Here is a 21,052-nt window from a genome sequence, read left to right on the forward strand (position 1 = left end):
GTCGGGTGACGTGAGTGTTCACGAACGGTTGAAAGCGCGAGTTTATGCTGACGACATGGCTGGGGCAAGGCAGCGTGGCGGGGGTAAGTGTTTGTACGGAGGGGGGCATGCACTCAAAGGTGTACCGAGAGGAGAAGCAAGATGTGGCAGTGGCAAATTGTCGGCCAGAGCTGCCTGTCGATAACATCGATATCACGGGCAGCCACCTGCAGCCACCTGCAGCAAAGCTGACATTAAAAGGTTATCGTCTTGAGCGGTCCGATTCACAGACGACAACTAATTTCTGGAGGGCAATAGGTTGGCCGAACGTGGCAGCTCAGTCGACTTTGGCGATGTAGCGTGCCAGTTTCAGGATGGCGCGCAGTGCTTGACCTTTGGCGCTTTCTTCGCCGCGCAGGCGGGCATAGCGGCGCAAAATGGCGCGGCTTTCAACGAACAGTTCCAGTTCGCTATCTGGTGAGGTGATCAGTGCCATGCGCTCCATTTCGCCTTGCGGACGCGGTTGGCCCTGTGCGATGCACAGATAGACTTTGTGGGCATTGAACGGCGTGATGTGGTCAAACAGGTAGAGCATGGAGTTGATGCGCAGACCGGTTTGCTCACGGATTTCGCGGATCAGGGCCTGTGAACGTAACTCGCCGCGGTTGGCCTTGCCGCCCGGCAGGTTGTAACGCCCGCCGCGCGGGGCCGTCACCAATACGCCGTTGGGCATTTCAATAATGGCGGTGGCCCGTCGGGTCAGGTCGGCTGGCAGTCGCTGCTCGGGTTTCTTGTCGTCCAAATTTCTCATCGAATCAAGGGTGCAATATAAATGGGCCGCATGCCGTGCGGCCCAACAGGTGTGCGCGTTTTAAGAGCGCAGGTCGCCAGTTCCACGCTGCTGACAGGCGGAAGCGGATGGCGTTGAGTGCAAGGCCGACGCCATCCGGCGGGAATCAATAAACTGTTTATTTTAACGTAAAATGGTCGGCCGAGTGTTGGAATTTACAGCGGCGAATATGGCTCAGGCTTTGGGTTTTTGATGCTCGATATCGGCATCCAGTTCGGCTTCTTCCGCTTCCAGCGCCTGGCGAATGGCCGTGAAAAACGCATGAATCCCGCTGACCGAATCGGAGAGTTCGGCCAACCATGCGGCGCGTTGCTCGGCGCTGATGTGTTCGACGTAAGGGCGCATGTCCGGGTCGGGATGCTGCTCGAAGGCCAGAGCCAGAATCGGCTCCAGCAGCGGCGCATGCTCGGCGTCGTCAAACAGCAAGGCCCAGTCGTCGTGCAGCAATTGCATGCCTTCGCTAAAGCCCTGTGCCCAGTCGTTACCGCGTACTTCGCCGTGCTCGTCCTCTTCCAGCCATGGATGGAACGGCTCGCCGTCTTGCAGGGTGTGGGCGATATCCAGCCAATGCCCCATCAGCAGGCGGACAAACTGCTCCAGTGCCTTGGGCGAGGTAAACGCCGTTTCGTCATCAAAGGCATCGCCCAGAATCATAGGCAGGCATTCGCTGGGCTTGATCGGTTCCGGTCCGCACAGCAAGGCGGCGAAGAAACCGTCGAGCTGTTCCAGATTCATGCTGTGCAGCGGCTGGAAACGGGTCAGGGTGGCGGAGAGACGTTGGTAGTCGGCGTCGTTCATGCAAGGTTACCTGTGATGATGGCGTGGTGGGCGGCAAGGTGTTGCGCCAGGCTGTCATGGGCGGGAACAACGCTGACTTCCACTTCCAGCGTATGTGCGCCGCCGCCGTGTATCACCCCGCGCAACGGGGGAACATCGGCATAATCACGGCCATAACCAATCACCACATGCTTGCTGTCCGGAATGAGATTGTTGGTTGGGTCGAACTCAACCCAGCCGTGATGCGGACAGTATACCGACACCCGTGCATGTGAGGCATCCGCACCCAGTAACCGTGGTTGGCCGGGCGGCGGTTCGGTCAGCAAATAACCGCTGACGTAGCGGGCGGCCAGACCGATGGAGCGCAAGCAGGCCAGCATGATGTGGGCAAAATCCCGGCACACCCCGCGCCGGGCCCGGAACGCTTCCAGTGCCGGGGTATTGATGTCGGTACTGGCGGTGGCATAGCAAAAATCCTGATACATCTGCGCCATCAGCCGGATGGCGCCGCCAAGCAATGGTCGCTGCGGCGTAAAGGCTTGCAAGGCATAACGGCGAAACTCGTCATGCGTCGGGACAAAATGCGATGGCAGGCTGAATTCCCCGTGGGCCGGATAGGCCGCGCCAGCGTGGTAAAGCAGGCCATCGCGCACGCTTTCCCATGCCGGGCTGCTGTCTTCGTCCAGTTGGGCAAAACGCGGGGTGAGCTCGACGATGCTGTGCGAGATCACTTGCAGCGCCTGATGTGGCCCCTGCAAACTCATGTGGTGTTGCCGGTTGCCAAAGTAGTCGAATGACGCGCGGCAGTTGGCTTCCCGGATCAATGGTCAGGGTAAAGCGCTGCACCTTTTGGCCTGGCATGTTGCGCGGTTGCAGATGCAGCACATGGTGGGCAAAGTCCACCCGGCTGGCGTAGCGATAGCGCGTGGTGTGGCACAGGTGCAGAAGGGTGCTATCCGCGTGGCTCATCGTTTGCCTTGTAACCGGGGACGACAACGGCTGGGTGTAATCCTGAGTGGGGTTGAAGTAGCGCAGGCCGATTTCATCCGATAACTGTAACGTGGCCGTTTCCAGCGCGGTGGTGAGCTGTAGCAATGCTGGTCGCTGACCGTTGTCGTCGCGTTGGCACATGATTTCCAGTTCGGGCAACTCGGCTTAGGGGGCGGTTGTACCGCCGGGTGCGGGCCGGGCAGGGCTTGCAAGGCTTGTTGCAGCCGTTGCAGAACACTGGTTAACGAGCGTGGATTGGCCCGGTCGCAGACTAGCAGGTCGAGCAGCGCCAGCACGTCCTGTCGTCTTTGATAGTAGCTGCGATACGTGAGCGTGCTGTCAAAAAACGCCAGCAACAGGTCGAAGGCTGCCGCGGTGAGATCGCCTGTTTCAGCAAAAAACAGTCCGAGCGTGCTGGCCAGCGTATGCAGCCGTTCCAGCTGGCGTCCCAGTGACAGCAACTGCCAGCCATCGTCGCGCGTCATGTGATCCGCCTGTTCGCCGCGAATGGCAGTCAGTTCCACGGCAAGCTGGGCAAGTTCGCGCCTTGCCTCGCCAATCCGGTATTGCCCCTGCTGGACCCGTTGCCGAATCGCCGGAGTAAAGCGTTGGCTGGCCGACTGGATCAGTTGGGAATGGCTTAGCGATAACCGGTCGCGGATAGGCGTGGCAGCCTGTGCCAGTGCGGCCAGATGATGAGCCAGCCCGCCGTTACTGCCAGCGCACCCGCTTACGCCCTGCAGGATGGCGCGGGTCAACTTACCGCCCTCCAGCTGGGTGCGGCGGCATCGTCAGTTTCCGGCAGCAGGTTTTGTTGCTGGCATAGCTGGACGAGCAGGCGGATAAAGGCCGGATCTTTGTTGCCATCGTTGACTTCCAGCCATTTCAGGACCAACTGGCTCAGGCGCAGCTGGTTTTCTGCCCGTTCGGCGTAGCGTCCCATCCAGAACAGGTTTTCCGCCGCATGGCTGGTAATCAGCCGACGCTTGCCGCCCAGTTCCGCCGGGTGCAGGCGCCTTGGCAACATGGAAAACGTGTCGATATCACCATCGGTCAGTATCCGGGTATCCAGGCTGCTGCCGCCTCGCTGCATCGAAACGATTTGCTCATGCGGGCGGGCGGCGATACGCGTCAGCCCACCGGGCAGCACGTTCCATTGCCCCTGTCCGTTGGCGATGGCAAACACGCGCAACATCATGGCGCGTGGTTCGACATGGCCGGTGTGCCAAATCGGCGCTTGGGACAGCGGCAGGTTTTCTTGCAGGGTGTAAGCTTCGGCGCGGCCTTGTAACTGCTGGCGCCAGTCGTCCAGCTCTGCATGGCTCAGTTGCGGGCACAACACCGGCTCAAAATGTGGATAACCGGACAGGGATGGGTAGGTCGGCTTGATCACGCGGCGGCGCAAGTGTTGTACCGCTTCGTCCCGGGCCGCCGGTTCGCCACACCACCACGATGGTAACGACGCCAGTTGCAGCGGTTGGCCGGTGAGATGCTGGCAGATGGCAGGCAAGAAGGCGTGCAGGCCGGGCGATTCGAGAAAACTTGAGCCCAGCGCATTGGCCATCAGTACTTTCCCGGCGCGTACGGCCTGCAACAGCCCGGGCACCCCCAGCGTGGAGTCCGGACGCAGTTCCAGCGGGTCGCAAAAATCATCATCCATAGCTTAGCGCAGAATAGCTTGTACCGGCTCCAGTCCGCGCAGGGTTTTCAGAAACACTTCGTTGCCGCGTACCGTCAGATCATTGCCGTTGACCAGCGGAATCCCGGTGTAACGCGCCAGATAGGTGTGTTCAAAATAAGTTTCGTTATGTGGCCCCGGAGTGAGCAGTACCACGCGCGGCGTGCCATCACCACGACGGCCAAACGGGCTGAGTCGATGAATGGTATTGAGCAACTGGCGGTAGCTGGAAGCCAGATGCTGCACTGGCATGTGTCGGAAGGCTTGCGGAAACAGCCGCGAGACGATCAACCGGTTTTCCAGCAGATAGCCAAGGCCCGAAGGCGCTTGCGTGCGCTGTGAGATCACGCGCCATTGGCCGTCGGGCGTGCGGGCGAGGTCAAAGGCTGCAATGTGCAGATAAATGCCGCCCGGTGGCGTATAGCCGTCTAACTGGCGCAGAAAACCGGGGTGGCCCAACACCAGCGCCCCCGGCAGCAAGCCTTGTTGCAGCAACTGGCGCGGCCCATAGGCATCGGCCAGGATGCTGTTGAGCAGCTGCGCGCGTTGTGCCACGCCTTGTTCGATCTGCCGCCATTCGGCCGGTGGCAGGATGAAGGGCAGGCTGTCCAGCGACCACGGCCGTGTGCTGCCATTCTGCTCGGCATAAATATTGTAGCTGATGCCATTGTCGCGAATCTGACACGCGGCATCGGCCGCCTTGCGTGCCATGTCGGCTGGGCTGGCATCACCCTCCAGCGCGGCAAACTGGTGCCAGTGAGCGCGTAGCCGCTGACCATCGCTCCATTCTCCATAGTGCCCGTCTGGCAGGTGCGAAGCGGCCGCTGACAACTGGTGTTGCAGCGTGTCGGGTGGCGGTGAAACGGGGCGGGTATCGGGCATGGTCAGGGCTACAGCTGTGAATCAATAACCTGCCCGACGCCAGCAGGCGAGCGGGCAGGGGCGACAGTCTAACGGTTGTCACGCCGCAGATCGAGCGGAAACGGGAATTCCAGCCTGAGCTCAGCGGGCACGACGCTGCCGGATGGGCATCGCGGTAGTGCGTGCCATGATTGAGCGCAACATGCGTCGACATCGGCGTGCTCCAGAAAACAACAACCGCGCCCGGTTGCGGATGCGGCCTTAGTGCGTGGCATGCTGGCCGGTCAGGAATTCGTAATGAATGCGCGATCCCAAGTCGTTGATGCGTTCCAGAAAATCGGTCAGAAAACTGTGCAGCCCGGTTTGCAGGATGTTGTCCAACCGGCCAAAGCGCAGTTCGGCATGCAATTTTCCGGCACGGCGCTGCGTCTCGCGCGACCGGCCATTGGCCACATGGTTGAGGTTGGATTCTACCTCGGCCATGCAGGCGCGTAGCGAGCGCGGCATGTCGCCACACAGGATCAGCAGCTCGGCCACCCGTTCCGGGGTAATTCCATGGCGGTAGACCTTGCGGTAGTTTTCAAATGCCGAGACCGAGCGCAGTAGCGAGGCCCAGTGATAGAAGTCACGCGGCAGGCTGTCTTGCAGCTCGCTATCGGTTTCGGCCAACGTATAACCTTGCGAGGGCAGGCTGTAGTTCATGTCCAGAATGCGCGCAGTGTTGTCGGCGCGCTCCAGAAAGGTGCCGAGACGGGCAAAGCGGAAGGCTTCATCGTTGAGCATGGTGCCAATCAGTACGCCGCGCGACAGGTGCGAGCGGAACTTGACCCATTCAAAGAATTCGCCCGGTGCCTTTTCATGCAGGCCGTCGTCCAGCAGCGCATTCAGCTCCAGCCAGGTGTAGTTATAGGTTTCCCACAACTCGGTGGTCAGCGCCCCGCGTACCGCGCGGGCATTTTCCCGCGCCGCGCGCAGACAGCAGTAAATGCTGGACAGATTGCTGGTGTCGCACATCATGAAATCCAGCACATTGCGTGAGCTGACCTGCTCATGCTTGGCGTGGAACAGCTCTTTCAGTTCCGACAGGTTGAGCATGGCGCTCCACATTTCGTCCGGCTGCGAACCCAGCGGCGACATGAGCGAGGTTTGCAGATTGGTGTCCAGCATGCGGGCGGTATTCTCGGCGCGCTCGACGTAGCGGGCCATCCAGTACAGGTGATCAGCGGTACTACTCAACATGATGTCTTACCCCTTTGTGCATGGGTTTCAAGTCTTGTGTGGTGTGCAACCGTGCGACGATGGATGTCGCCTTAACATTCCAGTACCCAGGTGTCCTTGGTGCCGCCGCCTTGCGACGAATTGACCACCAGCGAACCTTCTTTCAGTGCTACCCGGGTGAGCCCGCCCGGTACCACCGATACGTTTTTGCCAGACAACACAAATGGCCGCAGGTCGATATGGCGCGGCGCAATGCTTCCACAAACGTCGGGCAGGCCGATAGCGCCAGCGTTGGCTGGGCAATGTAATCGCCGGGATTTTGTTGCAGCAACTGGCGGAAACGTTCGATTTCCGCGTGAGTGGAGGCCGGTCCTACCAGCATGCCGTAGCCGTTCGGCGCCGTGAACTTCCTTGACCACCAATTCCGGCAGATGCGCCAATACATAAGCCAGATCGGCTTACTTGCGGCATTGCCGGTGGGCACGTTGTTGAGAATGGGTTTTTCGCCCAGATAAAACTGGATCATGTCCGGGACAAAGGTATAGATCGCCTTGTCGTCCGCTACGCCGGTGCCGATGGCATTGGCCAGCGTCACCCGTCCTTCGCGGTAGGCCGACATCAGCCCGGGTACCCCCAGCGCCGAATCGGGGCGGAACGCCAGCGGGTCGAGGAAATCGTCATCCAGCCGCCGGTAAATCACGTCCACACGTTGTGGCCCCTGCGTGGTCTGCATGTATACCGTGTGATCGTCGACAAACAGATCCTGACCTTCCACCAGCTCTACGCCCATCTGCTGGGCGAGGAAGGCGTGTTCAAAGTAGGCCGAGTTGTAAACGCCGGGCGTCAGCACCACCACCGTTGGCTCATCCACCCCTTGCGGTGCCACGGCGCGTAGCGAATCCAGCAGCAGATCAGGGTAATGCGCAATCGGAGCGATGCGATTGCTGACAAACAGCTCCGGAAACAGGCGCATCATCATCTTGCGGTTTTCCAGCATGTAGCTCACGCCAGAGGGCACGCGCAGGTTGTCTTCCAGCACGTAATACTCGCCACTGCCATCGGCGTTACCCGCCCGCACCACGTCAATACCGGCAATATGAGCGTAGACGTCGTTCGGCACGTCCAGCCCCTGCATTTCCGGCCGATATTGGCTGTTATTGTGGATGTACTCCGGCGGCACAATCCCAGCCTTGACGATTTCCTGATCGTGATACACGTCACGAATGAACAAGTTGAGCGCCCGTACCCTCTGTTTCAGCCCGGCTTGCAGGGTTTTCCACTCATGCGCCGGAATGATGCGCGGAATCTGGTCAAACGGAATCAGCCGTTCCGTCCCCGCGTCATCGCCATAAACCGCAAAGGTAATGCCCACGCGACGGAAGATGACATCCGCCTCCTTGCGCTTGCTTACGAGGAAATTGTCCGGCTGTTGTTGCAGCCAGTTGTAAAAGGTCTGGTAGTGGGGCCGGATGTCTCGGTTGGCCGAAAACATCTCATCAAACAAAACAGGCATGGCTCGGCTCCTTGCTCAAATTGGGTATTCCCAGAGTTAGCAAGATACGAACCAGCTTTTTTCGTCTTTGATGGCTAATAAACGGGGCAAAAGCCACGCGCCAAAGCATTGCCCGGGCCGTTGTGGTGCAGGACGGCGGGCGTGTGAGGCTATGCCGTTCGCTTATTGGGCGCGGTTGCGCCGCGCTTGGGCGTGCATGCCGAATGTGGGCGAGTATGGTGCGACGCGGTCCTCGTTCTTCACCTCACTCCTCCATGATTGGGTATATCGGTTCCTGTCGAATAACCGATTACACACAAATTCTGAAATGCTCGCATCGGATAAAGCAGGCTTGCTTGCGGTGCCCGGCATCCTGAATGCATTAGAGGGGGTCAGCGTATTTGCTCGGGCCAGATCAGCTCGTTGGGAGGAATACATGCCTCAAACAGTGGCTTACTAAACAAATAACCTTGAATCAGTCGTATCCCCATTTGCTGCAGGCACAGGAATTCATCGTTTGTTTCGACGCCTTCAGCAATGACGTCAATGTTTAATTCTTCACAGATGCGTGCGACTCCGCGGACAATGCTTTGCCGGGCGGGTCTTTGATCAATCTGGCGGATCAGATCCATATCCAGCTTGACGATGTCTGGTTGAAAATCCGCCAGTAAGTTCAGTCCGGCAAAACCCGCGCCGAAATCGTCGATGGCGGTTAGAAAGCCAATGCGCTGATACTCGCGCAGGACTTCGGCCAACCATTTGCCATCGTTGATTCGCTCACCTTCCACCGTTTCGAAAATAATGCGTTCGACCGGAAAATCATGATCGTGTGCCGCTTGCAGTGTGGTACGGATGCACAGTTCCGGACGATAGATGGCGTTGGGCATGAAGTTGATCGATAGCTTGGTCTGCATGTCCAGTTTGGCCGCTGTTTCTATGGCACGAACCCGACAGGACTGGTCAAAACGGTAGCGATTTTCATCGTTGACGCGAGCCAGTACGCTGGATGCACTTTCCCCGTTCGGACCACGTATCAGTGCCTCATGCGCAAAAACCTGCCGGGTCTCTATATCGACAATTGGCTGGTAGGCATAGCTGAAACTGAAATCGAGTCCCTGACCATTGCGGCAGGCGTCGCAGGCGCGACGGTTGATGGTGGGGGCGATATCTTGAGGTGGTTGGATAGGCTGCATCGCATACTCTCACTGGGGTGGCGTGATCCGTTGCCTAGTATACGGAATGGTGGCGGGAAACTCCTGCTTTTAACGACAGCGATGTATTGAAGGTCTGGTATCTACTGATGCGGCCTGTCGTTGTTTGGACGGCCGTTTAGCCCGTTGTTTCGCTCGCCGATAAAAAAAGCCGCAGAGAGCGGCTTTTTTTATGGATCAATAATGCTTGTCAAGCGTCTTCAGCCGGTTTGGCTTTGGCGGTTGCCTTGGGTTTTCTGGCTGGTTTGGCTTTGACTGTTGGCGCGTCTTCGGTTTGAATCGCGTCTTGTTCGGCAGCGGTTGCGGTCGCGTTGACGACGTCTTCTGCGGTGACCGGAGCCTGTTGTTCTGGTGCGATTTCGGTCAGCAGGTGTTCCAGTAGTTTGCTGCGGGCCGCAATGTGGTGATCGAAGCGCCAGTCACGCAGTAACTCAATGGCGACGTCGAAATAACGCATATCAATTTCATAGAGTGCGCTCAAGTCGAATGAGCGCCCCATCTCCAGCGCAGCGGCAAGCTCTTTCAGTACCTTGAGCTGATCCGGATCTTTGCCTTCTTCAATAAAACGGCGGATTTTCTTGGCGGCATTCATAGGAGAGGCTTCCTTCCTGTGTTTCTGAATAGGTCAGTGGCGATTATCTCAGCCAATTTTCGGGCGCGTGTTTTTTACCCGATTGTCTTGATCTTGTGGCGGCTAGGATGCCACAGGCTATAGTCATCATTCTGTTACATTTTTATGAATTTGCACGATTTATTTGGTGATTTCCATGGTTTGGCATGTGGCGCGATGGGGGAAGAAGTCATTGGGTATGCGTGACCTGAGCAGCCGGATGACGGGGCTGATGCGTTGTCTGCTCCACTATCCGGCTGTTGGCCCGAAGCTGGGACAGATATGTCAGTGTCGCCGGGCGAGTCAGAGACGGGCGGGCTGCCGCTTTCGCGCGCTGACACCGGCTGGGCTGCTTGCCTTGGTATCCCGTCAGGGCTGATGTTGGGTCAGGGCAGGTCGTCAGCGCAACGCTCGGCCGAGGAAGCGTGCATCATCCCGGTCGTGAGCGCGTTGGCGCACGCGTTGTTGCTTAAGCAACGTTCGGCGTTGCTTAGCTGGGGTTTGGCTACCGCGTACAGAAAACTTTCGTGCTGATCGCGGGCCTGCTTTCTGCGAACACTCAGAGGAATACGGAAACTCATCCCGGCACCTCTTTCTCACGTGATCTGACACCGTGCAATCGGATTTGTACCGACTATTGAAACTTGACTGTGTTTCAAACATTTGTAAAGACGTCGCTCGGGGAAATTTAGAAATTAGTGGATAAATTGATCACCGGTTTGGCATATTTGCACAGTTAGTCTAAATAGATTTTTATAGAATATTGTATGAATAAAACAGTCTAATTGGTTATATATTGCTGGGGTAGGATGTGTTCCGATCATGCAAGGCAAATAGGGGACACTATGGAGTTGGGATACGCGGCAGCTGGCCTGCTGGTGGGGTTCATCGTTGGTTTGACCGGAGTTGGTGGCGGCTCATTGATGACTCCTATCCTGCTGTGGTTTGGTATTTCCCCTTCCACTGCTGTCGGAACGGATTTGCTGTATGCCGCGATTACCAAGGCAGGCGGTGTAACGGTTCACAACAAGCAAAACCATGTGGACTGGGCCATTACCGGCTGGATGGCGGCGGGTAGTGTGCCTGCGGCGTTGGTGACGCTGTGGGCTCTGTCGGCTTTGCATTTGTCTTCGCATGTCTTGGACTCGGTTTTTAAACTGGTGTTGGGTGTGGCATTGCTGCTGACCGCCGTGGCCATTTTGCTCAAGCCTTACCTCATGCGCTGGTTGCATCGGGACAACATTGCCCAGTCCGATGACCCGGTCGTTCCCAAGGTTGTGCCGACTGTGCTGATCGGGTTGGGGCTGGGGGTGCTGGTTACATTGAGTTCGATTGGTGCCGGGGCATTGGGCACGCTGGCGCTGTTTTTGCTATACCCCAAGTTGCCGACGGCGCGTCTGGTGGGTACGGAAATCGCCCATGCGATTCCGCTAACGCTGGTGGCTTACTTGGGGCACGCCAGCATGGGGAATATCCATTATTTGCTGGTGGCCAATTTGCTGATGGGGTCGTTGCCGGGGATCTGGATGGGCAGCAAGCTGACTCGGCAACTGACTGATAGCTGGTTGCGTGTAGCGCTGGCTGTGATGCTGATGGTGATCGGCTCGAAATTGGTGTACTGAACAGACTGCCGTACAAATTAAGAGATTATTGGCACGCCGGGTTGTTTGTCCTCTAGTGACAGGATAGGCAACACGGCGTGTCTTTTTGTTTGTGCGGGAGGAGATGCATGGGGCAGGTTACGGCAGGCAAAAAGACGGCCCCTTTCGGGGCCCAAGATTGCACCTTCGCTCAGGAGGTAAGGAGGATCGTGACAGCCCGGCCAGCGGGGTGCGTTGATCCATCCTTGCCGGCTCACGGGCGCCGGGACTGGCGTCAGCAAGCTAGCTTTCAGTGTGCCTGCGGCGAGCCTTGGTCAACAGCCTGTTTGTTGGGCGTTTGTGTGACGTTCTGTGACGGTCAGCGCTCAAGCCCGGCTGACAGCCATTTGTGCTACAAGGTTGGCCGAAAAAGCGTGACGGCTAGACGCCCGGCAGTTTCTGGCGAATCAGGTCGCGCAGGGTGAAACGGTTCGGGTGGATGGCTTGCATCAGGCTGACAGGCAGCGGGGCCGGTTCGTTATCCAGATAGGCGGCCAGAATTTCACCCGACAGTGGTGCGGTAATCATGCCGCGCGAGCCGTGGGCCGTATTCACATACAAACCTTCGACCCGGGGCGCGGCGGTGTCGAGTTTGAGCGTCGCGTCTTTGGAGAGGGGCAGGTAGCTGTCGATGAAGTCCTGTTGTCGCACCACCGGCCCGATGATCGGCAGGTAGTCCGGACTGGTGCTGCGGAAGGCGGCTCGACCGGAAAGACCGGACAGTGACGGGGTGCCCAGCGCTTGCCACAGCTTGGGGGCCATCTGGGCCAGCATATCCGGGTTTTCCGGTGCTCGGCCGGTTCGACAGTCAGATCATCGGTATTGAATTTAAACGTGGCGCCCGTGCAGTGCTGGTTAAAACGGGTTTGCGAGATATAGCCTTCGCCACACAGCACGGTTTGTAAATGCTTACTTGCCGGTGTCGCCGCGGTGACGGTGACTTGGCCGCGGATGCGCTTGATCGGCAGATGGCTGGTGCTATCAAAGGCTGTGGTTTCTGCTCCGCCAGCCATCACCACGATTGCGCCAATGGCCAACGGTTGCTGGCTATCGTACGCCGTCCAGTTACGGGTAATCGGGTCCCAGTCCAGCTCCACCACATTGTGGCTGGTACGTATCTGAATATTGGGGTGATCAGTCAGTTGCCGGATCAATGCTGGTGGATTGAGCCAGCCGCCCTGTGGGAAGAACAGCCCGCCACAGGGAAGTTCAATGCCTGCTTGCAGGCTGGCGGCGTCAGCATCGAGTGCTTGCAATAAGTCGGCCGGTAAACCGCAGGTGGCCAGTTCCTGCTGTTTTTTGGCTTCGGCAGCCGAATGCGCCAGTTGCAATACGCCACATTGCTGCCAGGTTGCTTCACCTTGCGGTAGCTGGTTATGCAGCGTGCGCAGGGTATAAGCGTAGCCGGAAAGTACCAGTTGGGTCAGCGGGGTGAAATGCGCGGACAGCTTGGCATAGAGCACGCCTTGTGGATTGCCGGACGCGGCGCTGGCAAGGGCCGGTAGCCGCTCCAGCAGCGTGACTTGCCAGCCGCGCTTGGCCAGACTGTGAGCCGTGGCGGCACCGGCAATCCCGCCACCCACCAAAATCGCACTACGCTCGGCCGGGCGTTGGGCCGGGCGTGCAAACCATGGCGCCTGCCAGCTGCCGGGCGGCGCGGAAACCAGCTTACCGCAGCTCATCTCGCGCTTGGCGCCATATCCGGCCACTTTGTGCACGGCAAAACCGGCAGCGGCCAACCCCCGGCGCACCACGCCGGCGCTGGTAAAGGTGGCGAAGGTGGCCTCTGGGGCGGACAGCCGCGCCAATTGCGCAAATAACTGCGGTTGCCACATCTCCGGGTTCTTCGAGGGGGCAAATCCGTCCAGAAACCACGCGTCCACGCTGGCATCCAGCTGCGGCAAAGTCTCCAGCACATCGCCCACAATCAGGGTCAGCGTGACGCGTCCTTGTTGCAGAATCAGCCGGTGCCAGCCCGGTGTGAGCGTGCCATACTGACTTAGCAGTTCGCTGGCATGGGGAGCCAGTTCCGGCCACAAGGCCAGTGCCCCGGCGCAAATCGGCGGGAGCCAGCGGGTATTTTTCTGTGGAAACAAAATGCAGGCGGGCCGTGGCTGGAGCGTGTTCGACAAAACATTGCCACGCGGCCAGAAAATTCAGGCCGGTACCAAAGCCGGTTTCGCCGATGGTGAACTGTCCTTCTGCTGGCAGAGCGGCCCAGCGTTCGGCCAACTGATTGTGGCGCAGGAAGACGTGGCGCGTTTCCTCGAGTCCGGATGACTTGGAAAAATACACATCGCCAAACGTCGTGGAAACGGGTTGGCCATCTTGCCAATCGAGTTGTGCAAATGGATTCATGCGAGCAGTCAGAAGGCCGTACGGCGTGGAAACGGGGGATTATTCTACCGCAAACCATTCATGCCATAGGCGCGCTATCGGTAAAAAATCGACAGGATTCTTCATGCTGATCAAGCGATAGCGGCCGCGCGCGCGGTTTTTTTCTGATCGGATTTTTACGGTTGTGCCGGTGTGATGAATGGCCTGCTTGACCCATGACAAATCCTTAGGTCGCAGCCCTTGAAAAGCGCCAAAACTTTCCCAAGATTCGAGTTAACAGGATTAACAAGGAGTCTGTCTCATGCGATTTGAAAAGCTGACGACCAAGTTTCAACAGGCACTGGGCGATGCCCAGAGCCCGGCGCTGGCCCATGACAATGCCTATATCGAACCGTCCCACCTGCTGCTGGCCATGCTGGATGACAGCGAAGGGGGCGTGGGGAGTTTGCTGGCTCGTGCTTAGGCGTTAATGTGCCGGGGCTGAAAACGGCGCTGAATGCGGCCATTCAACGCCTGCCGCGCGTACAGGGCACGGGCGGCGAGGTTAATGTCTCGCGCGATTTGGGGAATTTGCTCAACCTGACCGACAAGGCAGCCATGAAGCGCGGCGACGAATTCATTGCCAGCGAATTGTTCCTTGCCGCGTTGGCCGAAGACAAGGGCGAAACCGGCCGGTTGTTGAAAGAACATGGCGGTTCGGCCAAGGCGATCGAAGCCGCGATCGAGGCGGTGCGTGGCGGCCAGAATGTGGGCAGTCAGGATGCCGAAAATCAGCGCGAGGCGTTGAAAAAGTACACGCTCGACCTGACCGAACGGGCACGTGACGGCAAGCTCGACCCGGTGATTGGCCGTGACGACGAAATCCGTCGTGCCATTCAGGTACTGCTGCGCCGCACCAAGAATAACCCGGTGCTGATCGGTGAACCGGGTGTGGGCAAAACCGCTATTGTCGAAGGTCTGGCACAGCGGATTGTCAACGGTGAAGTGCCGGATTCTCTCAAAAACAAACGCCTGCTGGTGCTGGATTTGGCGGCTCTCATTGCCGGTGCCAAGTTCCGTGGTGAGTTTGAGGAACGGCTGAAAGCGGTGCTCAATGATCTGTCCAAGGATGATGGTCAGACGCTGATTTTCATCGACGAAATTCATACGCTGGTGGGGGCGGGTAAGGCTGACGGGGCGATGGATGCCTACAATATGCTCAAACCAGCGCTGGCGCGCGGTGAACTGCACTGCATTGGCGCGACCACGTTGGACGAGTATCGCAAGTACATTGAGAAGGATGCGGCGCTGGAGCGGCGTTTCCAGAAGGTGCTGGTGGATGAGCCGTCGGTGGAAGACACCATCGCCATCCTGCGCGGCTTGCAGGAAAAATACGAAATCCATCATGGCGTGGACATTACCGACCCGGCTATCGTCGCCGCCGCGGAGTTGTCGCATCGCTATATTACCGACCGTTTTCTGCCGGACAAGGCCATTGACCTGATTGACGAGGCCGCCAGCCGCATCAAGATGGAGCTGGATTCCAAGCCGGAAGAAATGGACCGGCTGGATCGCCGTCTGATTCAGCTCAAGATCGAACGCGAAGCGGTGAGGAAGGAAACTGACGAGGCATCGAAAAAACGCTTGCAACTGATCGAAGAGGAAATGGCGAAGCTGCAACGCGAATATGCCGATCTGGACGAAATCTGGACGGCAGAAAAGGCCTCCGTGCAGGGTAGCCAGAGCATCAAGGAAGAGATCGACCGGCTGAAAGTGGAAATGGACGATCTTAAGCGCAAGGGCGATTGGCAGAAGTTGGCCGAACTGCAGTATGGCAAGCTGCCGCAACTGGAGGCACGGCTGAAAGAGGCTGAAGCGTCTGGCACTGAAAGCAGCAAACCGAAGCGGTTGCTGCGCACACAGGTGGGCGCCGAGGAAATTGCCGAAGTGGTGAGCCGGGCTACCGGGATTCCGGTGTCGAAAATGCTGGAAGGCGAGCGCGAAAAATTGTTGCGCATGGAAAACGTGCTGCATGAACGCGTGGTGGGGCAGGACGAGGCGGTGCGCGCCGTGGCCGATGCCATCCGGCGTAGCCGCTCTGGCCTGGCTGATCCGAACAAGCCGTATGGTTCCTTCCTGTTTCTGGGGCCAACCGGCGTCGGCAAGACCGAGTTGTGCAAGACGCTGGCAAATTTCCTGTTCGACAGTGAAGAGCATCTGATCCGTATCGACATGTCGGAATACATGGAGAAGCATTCGGTGGCTCGCCTGATCGGGGCGCCTCCGGGCTATGTTGGTTACGAAGAGGGCGGTTATCTGACCGAGCAGGTGCGCCGCAAACCGTATAGCGTGATTCTGCTGGACGAAGTGGAAAAGGCTCATCCGGATGTGTTTAACATCCTGCTACAGGTCTTGGATGATGGCCGACTCACCGATGGGCAGGGGCGCACTGTCGATTTCAAGAACACCGTGATCGTGATGACCTCCAACATGGGTAGCCAGCAGATTCAGGCCATGGCGACCGATGATTATCAGGTGATCAAGCTGGCAGTAATGGCTGAGGTGAAAACGCATTTCCGTCCGGAGTTCATCAACCGTATCGATGAGGTGGTGGTGTTCCACGGGCTGGATGAGAAAAACATCAAGTCGATTGCACGCATTCAGCTCAAAGGGTTGGAGCAACGTTTGGCCAAGCTGGAGCTGGATTTGCAGGTTACCGACGATGCGCTGGGGTTGTTGTCCGAGGCTGGCTTCGATCCGGTTTATGGCGCACGTCCGCTCAAGCGGGCGATCCAGACCGAGCTGGAAAACCCGTTGGCCAAGGCGATTCTGGCTTCAAGTATCCGCCGCAGTCCACCATTGTGGTCGATGCCAAAGACAGTCAGCTGGTGTTCGGGTAAGAAGCGCTGCCGCATGGAAAAAAAGCCTATTGGTACTTTTTTGTACCCATACGGTAGATCATGCCGTTGGCGGGGTGAAGTCGGGATGACGATGGCAGCTTAACAAGTGATCATTTACCACCCCAACGGCTTGCAGGTAGGCATAGATGATGGTGCTGCCGACAAAATTCATCCCGGCCTGCTGCAGCGCTTTGCTGAGTCGATCCGACAGGTCGCTGCGTGCCGGAATGTCTGCCATGCTGGTGGGGCGGTTGATGATGGGGTGTGTTCCCACCTGCTGCCAGAGCCAGTTGGCAAAACTGCCATGCTCGCGCTGCAATTGCACAAAGACGCGAGCATTGCGGATGGCACTTTTCAATTTCAGACGGTTACGAATGATGGCGGGGTTGTGCATCAGCCGCTCGACATCCTCGTCCGTCATGGCCGCGACAGCGGCCGGGTCAAAACCGCAAAACGCTGCCCGATAGCCCTCGCGCTTGCGTAGCACGGTAATCCAGGCCAGACCGGCTTGAGCGCTTTCCAGTAGCAGCATCTCGAACAGTTTCTGGTCGTCATGCTCGGCAACGCCCCATTCCTGATCGTGATAGGCCGTATAGAGAGCATCGGAGCCGCACCATGGGCAGCGTGGCAGAGGCAGCGTCATGCGGTATTGATGGCCAAAAACTAGTTCTGGTTATGCAGCAGGATGTCGCAGTTCAGACCGGTTTTCTGCAGGCCCTTACGCGTTACCGTGTTGATCACCAGCGGGTTGCGGATATTGGCGCGCAACGAGCCGAGCAGTACCTGACCATCTTCTGACGGTTCTTTGTACAGCATGACCAGGATCACGGCTGGTTCCGGCGTTTGCAGCTCCAGCAATGCGGTTTCGTCATCGTTCAGATCGATTTCGTAACGCACGCCCAGTTTCAACGGGTTGGTCAGGCTGAAGGTGACATCGGCGTCATCCGGGGACTGCAACCAGTACAGATCTGGTTCGGTCTGGCTCTCATTATGAAACAACTTGAAGCGGGTGCAGTTTTCCAAGGCCGGAATGCCTTGCGGGAACGTGATGATGGTGGATTCGTCGATATCCACATTGCCCAACAGACTGGAGTCGAACCGCATGATGTGTCTCCCTGGTTGATCGTACCAAGCATTATGCATGAAACACGGGGCAAGAACGATCTGTCGTGTGCAAGGCGAGATGCAGAGGGGCTGGCTTGCCGCTAAAATCGGCAAATTATGGAATGTGTTGACCTTTATCCCCGTATCGAAACGGCGCTGACGTGCGCAGAGGTTGGCCGAAAACTGTCGCTGACGGTCGCGCTGGAGGCCGATTGGCAGGCGCAACGCTTGCGGCGTGACAACGCGGCGCCGCTGTATCGTTTGCCTGAGGCGGGGCGGCCGTTGCGCCCGCCGTTGGTGTCGCCCTCACAAGTGCCCAAGCGTTCGTTGGCCACCACAGAAGGCCATGCCGCGCTGATTCACGCCATTGCGCATATCGAATTCAATGCCATCAATCTGGCGCTGGATGCGGCGTGGCGCTTTCGCGACATGCCGGATGCCTTTATTGGTGACTGGCTGCGCATTGCGGCGGAAGAAGCTGGCCACTTTGCGCTGTTGCAGCAAAGGTTGGCCGAAATCGGTTATGCCTATGGTGATTTCCCCGCCCACGATGGGTTATGGTCGATGACTTACAAAACCGATCACGATCCGCTGGTGCGCATGGCACTGGTGCCGCGGGTGCTGGAGGCACGTGGGCTGGATGCCACGCCGGGAATCCAGCGGCGTTTGCAGAGTATGGGAGACCATGCTTCGGTGGCGATTCTGGATGTGGTATTGCGCGAGGAGATCGGCCACGTCAAGGTCGGCAATTACTGGTTTGCCTGGCTATGTCAACAACGTGGCCGGAGCCCTTGGCAACGTTTCGCCAGTTGCTGGCCGACTATGGGCTGGAGCAGTATCGCGGGCCGTATAATCTGCTGGCGCGTCAGCAGGCCGGGTTTTCGCCGAAGGAGCTGGAAATGCTGGAGCTGGCGCTATCAGCGCCGCACTGAGCGTGGTGACAGGTTGGCCGAATGAATGGGGAGCACATGATGTTTGCGACATTTTTCCTGCGATTGCAGCGACAGCGCCTGTTGGCGGGGTGGCTGGTGGTGTTGTCTACGCTGGTGTTTGTCATCGCCGCGGCGTTGTTGAACAGCGGCGATGGCGCGGTGAGCATGCTGCGTGGCCTGATCTGTGGAGTTTTGTGGCTGTTGGCACTGGTGGGGCAAATCACCGGCGTGTTGGCGCTAGCCCGAAAACCATGATGGAAAAGGGTATTTAAAACATAGGGTTAATGTTTTGGTTTGCCGTGGCGTCAGGCTTGACGACGGGCCAGCTTGCCGCGCATAATCGCGCCGCACAACCAAAAACAACGTGGGAAAACAAGGCTCCGCCAAGGCGTGGGGCCTTTTCATTTTTATCTTTCGGAGACGCCCCGTGATGGATTACCAGGCATTCCTGCGCCAGCTGGAAACCCACACCTTGCCGGTTGCCGATTTTAACCATCAGGCACATCTGTACGCCGCCCGGGCTTATCGCCGTCTGTATCCGGCGGGCGAGGCGGCCGTGCGGTGCTCGCGGGCGTTCTCACGTTACGTAATGGCCCAAGGGTCTATCCGGAAGTACCACCACTCGTTGACCATGGCCTTGCTGGCGATCCTCTATAGCCTACTGGATGCGTGCCCCGAACTGACCGAAGACTGGGACGCCTTTTGCCAGAATTGCACCGACGTGATCGAAGATGCGCGGGCGGTGGTGCTGGAACATTATTCTGCCGACAGGCTGGACGAGGAGGCGGCGCGCAAGGCGTTTGTGGCCCCGGACAAAAAACCGCTGCCCACGGCCTGTCTTTTGCACTGAAACACACGATAGCCATCAACATGAAATCACCGGAACTACTGTTGCCTGCGGGCACGTTGGACAAAATGCGCGCGGCCTATGATTTTGGCGCCGATGCGGTCTACGCTTACCAGCCGCGCTACAGCCTGCGGGCCCGCAATAACGACTTCAAACTGGAAGAACTGCAAGTCGGCATCGACGAAGCCCATGCGCGCGGCAAACTGTTTTTTGTTGCCAGCAACCTGCTGCCGCATAACAGCAAGGTCAAGACCTACATGGCCGACATGGAACCGGTCATTGCCATGAAGCCCGATGCGCTGATCATGGCCGACCCCGGCTTGATCATGATGGTGCGGGAAAAATGGCCGGAAGTGCCGATCCACCTGTCGGTACAGGCCAATACCGTCAACTACATGGGCGTCAAGTTCTGGCAGAAGATGGGCGTGTCGCGCATCATCCTGTCGCGCGAACTGAGCCCTGGACGAAATCGAGGATATTCGTCAGCAGTGTCCGGATATCGAGCTGGAAGTGTTCGTGCACGGAGCGCTGTGCATTGCCTACTCCGGCCGTTGCCTGCTGTCCGGTTATTTCAATCACCGCGACCCGAATCAGGGGACCTGCACCAACGCCTGTCGCTGGGACTACAAGGTGCATGACACCCAGGCTGACGATGCCGGTGATGTGCAGACCATCAAGTTTGATTTCAACAAGGCGCTGGAAGAAGCCAACCAGAGCTTTGCGTCCTGCGGCGGTGCCGAACGCCACCCGCTGGCCGACAAGACTTACCTGATCGAAGAGGGCAGCCGTCCGGGTGAACTGATGCCGATCATGGAAGACGAGCACGGCACCTACATCATGAACTCCAAGGACCTGCGTGCTGTGGAGCAGGTGGAAAAGCTGGTGAAAATTGGTGTGGACTCGCTGAAAATCGAAGGTCGTACCAAAAGTCTGTATTACGTGGCGCGTACCGCTCAGGTGTATCGCAAGGCGGTTGACGATGCAGTGGCCGGACGGCCGTTTGACTTGTCACTGTTGGCCGAACTGGATGGTCTGGCCAATCGTGGCTACACGCCGGGCTTTCTGGAGCGCCATCAGACGCAGGATTACCAGAATTACCTCACCGGCCATTCCAAGGCAAAACAGAGCCAGTACGTGGGCGACGTGCTGGAGGTGGATGCCGACGGCTGGGCGCTGATCGATGTGAAAAACCGCTTCGCACTGGGCGATCAGCTGGAAATCATCCACCCGAGCGGCAATCGTGTCATTACCCTCAACGTCATGACGCGTAACGGCGAGCCAGCGGAAGTGGCGCCCGGGAGCGGCGTAAAAGTGAAGATTCCGGGCATGCAAGGATTGGAAAAGGCACTGATTGCACGCCTCTTGTGATCAAATCTAGTGCAAGCCGTAACCGGCTTGGCGCATGAAAATGGGCGGACACCATGTGTTCGCCCATTTTTATTGTTTTGTCCGTTACCTTGTTAGGTTGTGTTGGTAGCTGTTGTAAGCGGCCTACGCTTTTTTTCCTGAGATATGTTGGCGAGAACCCCTCTGGACGGCGGCGTCCATTGCCCGTGGCCTCCAGCTTTGTTTGATCATATTTGATGTATGGATAGCCTACTGCTGCGCATGATCAGTGCGGCCAAGCCTTTGGAATATATGAGTTTT

17 protein-coding genes and 6 pseudogenes are annotated in these 21,052 nt (G+C 58.0%); 7 read left to right on the plus strand and 16 right to left on the minus strand.

Annotation, left to right across the window (positions count from 1 at the left end):
• Window positions 1-316 precede the first annotated feature (316 nt).
• The 12 genes and pseudogenes from GKE73_RS16755 to GKE73_RS16795 form a co-directional block, all read right to left on the minus strand.
• Window positions 317-790 carry an NUDIX domain-containing protein gene (locus GKE73_RS16755; RefSeq protein ID WP_230370843.1) on the minus strand — a complete coding sequence of 158 codons (474 nt, stop codon included), beginning with the start codon at window positions 788-790 and terminating at the stop codon, window positions 317-319.
• 213 nt (window positions 791-1,003) lie between these two features.
• Complete coding sequence (locus GKE73_RS16760) at window positions 1,004-1,627, minus strand: YecA/YgfB family protein (RefSeq protein WP_230370844.1); 624 nt, start codon at window positions 1,625-1,627, stop codon at window positions 1,004-1,006.
• Window positions 1,624-2,370 carry a transglutaminase-like domain-containing protein gene (locus GKE73_RS16765; protein ID WP_230370845.1) on the minus strand — a complete coding sequence of 249 codons (747 nt, stop codon included), beginning with the start codon at window positions 2,368-2,370 and terminating at the stop codon, window positions 1,624-1,626. Before GKE73_RS16765 ends, GKE73_RS16760 begins: the two co-directional genes overlap by 4 nt.
• Window positions 2,371-2,428: 58 nt before the next feature.
• Window positions 2,429-2,575, minus strand: a pseudogene (locus tag GKE73_RS26110) (transglutaminase N-terminal domain-containing protein); the annotation flags it as partial.
• Complete coding sequence (locus GKE73_RS24045) at window positions 2,572-3,354, minus strand: alpha-E domain-containing protein (protein WP_280954993.1); 783 nt, start codon at window positions 3,352-3,354, stop codon at window positions 2,572-2,574. The pseudogene GKE73_RS26110 and the gene GKE73_RS24045, both read right to left, overlap by 4 nt.
• Window positions 3,351-3,689 (minus strand): alpha-E domain-containing protein, encoded by a 339-nt coding sequence (locus GKE73_RS24050; RefSeq protein WP_312854585.1) that lies wholly within the window; start codon window positions 3,687-3,689, stop codon window positions 3,351-3,353. The genes GKE73_RS24045 and GKE73_RS24050 overlap by 4 nt, the downstream gene beginning before the upstream one ends.
• 39 nt (window positions 3,690-3,728) lie before the next feature.
• Window positions 3,729-5,156: pseudogene (locus tag GKE73_RS24055) on the minus strand (circularly permuted type 2 ATP-grasp protein); the annotation flags it as partial.
• Between the two features lie 240 nt (window positions 5,157-5,396).
• Window positions 5,397-6,374, minus strand: a complete 978-nt coding sequence (locus GKE73_RS16775) for an alpha-E domain-containing protein (RefSeq protein ID WP_230370846.1) — start codon at window positions 6,372-6,374, stop codon at window positions 5,397-5,399.
• A 71-nt stretch (window positions 6,375-6,445) separates the two neighbouring features.
• A pseudogene (locus tag GKE73_RS16780) lies at window positions 6,446-7,866 on the minus strand (circularly permuted type 2 ATP-grasp protein).
• 371 nt (window positions 7,867-8,237) lie between these two features.
• A complete protein-coding gene (locus GKE73_RS16785; protein ID WP_230370848.1) occupies window positions 8,238-9,038 on the minus strand; it encodes an EAL domain-containing protein in 801 nt (266 codons plus the stop codon).
• Between the two features lie 208 nt (window positions 9,039-9,246).
• Window positions 9,247-9,648: a hypothetical protein gene (locus GKE73_RS16790; RefSeq protein WP_230370849.1), complete on the minus strand. Its 402-nt coding sequence runs from the start codon at window positions 9,646-9,648 to the stop codon at window positions 9,247-9,249.
• Window positions 9,649-10,052: 404 nt separating this feature from the next.
• Window positions 10,053-10,247 (minus strand): hypothetical protein, encoded by a 195-nt coding sequence (locus tag GKE73_RS16795; RefSeq protein WP_230370850.1) that lies wholly within the window; start codon window positions 10,245-10,247, stop codon window positions 10,053-10,055.
• 264 nt (window positions 10,248-10,511) lie between these two features.
• Between GKE73_RS16795 and GKE73_RS16800 the strand changes: the two genes are divergently transcribed.
• Window positions 10,512-11,288 (plus strand): sulfite exporter TauE/SafE family protein, encoded by a 777-nt coding sequence (locus tag GKE73_RS16800; RefSeq protein ID WP_230370851.1) that lies wholly within the window; start codon window positions 10,512-10,514, stop codon window positions 11,286-11,288.
• A gap of 399 nt (window positions 11,289-11,687) precedes the next feature.
• On the opposite strand, the gene GKE73_RS24060 is transcribed toward GKE73_RS16800, so the two are convergent.
• Both GKE73_RS24060 and mnmC1 read right to left on the minus strand, forming a co-directional pair.
• On the minus strand, window positions 11,688-12,080 hold the full coding sequence (locus GKE73_RS24060) for an FAD-dependent oxidoreductase (RefSeq protein ID WP_312854497.1): 393 nt from the start codon (window positions 12,078-12,080) through the stop codon (window positions 11,688-11,690).
• A gap of 68 nt (window positions 12,081-12,148) precedes the next feature.
• Window positions 12,149-13,438, minus strand: a pseudogene (gene mnmC1 / locus GKE73_RS16805) (FAD-dependent 5-carboxymethylaminomethyl-2-thiouridine(34) oxidoreductase MnmC1); the annotation flags it as partial.
• On the opposite strand from mnmC1, the gene GKE73_RS16810 reads away from it, so the two are divergent.
• Together GKE73_RS16810 and clpB are read left to right on the plus strand one after the other, a co-directional pair.
• Entirely contained in the window at window positions 13,404-13,586 is a 183-nt protein-coding gene (locus GKE73_RS16810; RefSeq protein ID WP_230370852.1) for a hypothetical protein, read from the plus strand. The pseudogene mnmC1 and the gene GKE73_RS16810 overlap by 35 nt on opposite strands.
• 358 nt (window positions 13,587-13,944) lie before the next feature.
• Window positions 13,945-16,522 (plus strand): annotated as a pseudogene (clpB, locus tag GKE73_RS16815) (ATP-dependent chaperone ClpB).
• A 58-nt stretch (window positions 16,523-16,580) separates the two neighbouring features.
• Here clpB and GKE73_RS16820 read toward each other — a convergent pair.
• Window positions 16,581-17,165: a DNA-3-methyladenine glycosylase I gene (locus GKE73_RS16820; protein WP_230370853.1), complete on the minus strand. Its 585-nt coding sequence runs from the start codon at window positions 17,163-17,165 to the stop codon at window positions 16,581-16,583.
• A 20-nt stretch (window positions 17,166-17,185) separates the two neighbouring features.
• Entirely contained in the window at window positions 17,186-17,626 is a 441-nt protein-coding gene (gene fliW / locus GKE73_RS16825) for a flagellar assembly protein FliW (RefSeq protein WP_230370854.1), read from the minus strand.
• A 117-nt stretch (window positions 17,627-17,743) separates the two neighbouring features.
• Between fliW and GKE73_RS16830 the strand changes: the two genes are divergently transcribed.
• From GKE73_RS16830 to trhP, 4 genes and pseudogenes are all read left to right on the plus strand, one after another.
• A complete protein-coding gene (locus GKE73_RS16830; RefSeq protein WP_230370855.1) occupies window positions 17,744-18,583 on the plus strand; it encodes a ferritin-like domain-containing protein in 840 nt (279 codons plus the stop codon).
• Between the two features lie 14 nt (window positions 18,584-18,597).
• Window positions 18,598-18,813 (plus strand): hypothetical protein, encoded by a 216-nt coding sequence (locus GKE73_RS16835; protein ID WP_230370856.1) that lies wholly within the window; start codon window positions 18,598-18,600, stop codon window positions 18,811-18,813.
• Between the two features lie 175 nt (window positions 18,814-18,988).
• The gene (locus GKE73_RS16840) at window positions 18,989-19,408 is read left to right on the plus strand and encodes a hypothetical protein (RefSeq protein WP_230370857.1); all 420 of its coding nucleotides are present in this window, start codon (window positions 18,989-18,991) and stop codon (window positions 19,406-19,408) included.
• 20 nt (window positions 19,409-19,428) lie between these two features.
• Window positions 19,429-20,773 (plus strand): annotated as a pseudogene (trhP, locus tag GKE73_RS16845) (prephenate-dependent tRNA uridine(34) hydroxylase TrhP).
• Window positions 20,774-21,052: the final 279 nt, after the last annotated feature.

The organism is Paludibacterium denitrificans, assembly GCF_009707705.1.
Classification (GTDB): Bacteria; Pseudomonadota; Gammaproteobacteria; order Burkholderiales; family Chromobacteriaceae; genus Paludibacterium_A; species Paludibacterium_A denitrificans.

What these genes read in the sequence shown, in the direction of transcription:
- GKE73_RS16755 (WP_230370843.1), bottom strand. Translation starts at nt 790, where the DNA reads ATGAGAAATTTGGACGACAAGAAACCCGAGCAGCGACTGCCAGCCGAC.
- GKE73_RS16760 (WP_230370844.1), bottom strand. Translation starts at nt 1,627, where the DNA reads ATGAACGACGCCGACTACCAACGTCTCTCCGCCACCCTGACCCGTTTC.
- GKE73_RS16765 (WP_230370845.1), bottom strand. Translation starts at nt 2,370, where the DNA reads ATGAGTTTGCAGGGGCCACATCAGGCGCTGCAAGTGATCTCGCACAGC.
- GKE73_RS24050 (WP_312854585.1), bottom strand. Translation starts at nt 3,689, where the DNA reads ATGCAGCGAGGCGGCAGCAGCCTGGATACCCGGATACTGACCGATGGT.
- GKE73_RS16775 (WP_230370846.1), bottom strand. Translation starts at nt 6,374, where the DNA reads ATGTTGAGTAGTACCGCTGATCACCTGTACTGGATGGCCCGCTACGTC.
- GKE73_RS16785 (WP_230370848.1), bottom strand. Translation starts at nt 9,038, where the DNA reads ATGCAGCCTATCCAACCACCTCAAGATATCGCCCCCACCATCAACCGT.
- GKE73_RS16790 (WP_230370849.1), bottom strand. Translation starts at nt 9,648, where the DNA reads ATGAATGCCGCCAAGAAAATCCGCCGTTTTATTGAAGAAGGCAAAGAT.
- GKE73_RS16795 (WP_230370850.1), bottom strand. Translation starts at nt 10,247, where the DNA reads ATGAGTTTCCGTATTCCTCTGAGTGTTCGCAGAAAGCAGGCCCGCGAT.
- GKE73_RS16800 (WP_230370851.1), top strand. Translation starts at nt 10,512, where the DNA reads ATGGAGTTGGGATACGCGGCAGCTGGCCTGCTGGTGGGGTTCATCGTT.
- GKE73_RS24060 (WP_312854497.1), bottom strand. Translation starts at nt 12,080, where the DNA reads ATGCTGGCCCAGATGGCCCCCAAGCTGTGGCAAGCGCTGGGCACCCCG.
- GKE73_RS16810 (WP_230370852.1), top strand. Translation starts at nt 13,404, where the DNA reads ATGCAGGCGGGCCGTGGCTGGAGCGTGTTCGACAAAACATTGCCACGC.
- GKE73_RS16820 (WP_230370853.1), bottom strand. Translation starts at nt 17,165, where the DNA reads ATGACGCTGCCTCTGCCACGCTGCCCATGGTGCGGCTCCGATGCTCTC.
- fliW (WP_230370854.1), bottom strand. Translation starts at nt 17,626, where the DNA reads ATGCGGTTCGACTCCAGTCTGTTGGGCAATGTGGATATCGACGAATCC.
- GKE73_RS16830 (WP_230370855.1), top strand. Translation starts at nt 17,744, where the DNA reads ATGGAATGTGTTGACCTTTATCCCCGTATCGAAACGGCGCTGACGTGC.
- GKE73_RS16835 (WP_230370856.1), top strand. Translation starts at nt 18,598, where the DNA reads ATGTTTGCGACATTTTTCCTGCGATTGCAGCGACAGCGCCTGTTGGCG.
- GKE73_RS16840 (WP_230370857.1), top strand. Translation starts at nt 18,989, where the DNA reads ATGGATTACCAGGCATTCCTGCGCCAGCTGGAAACCCACACCTTGCCG.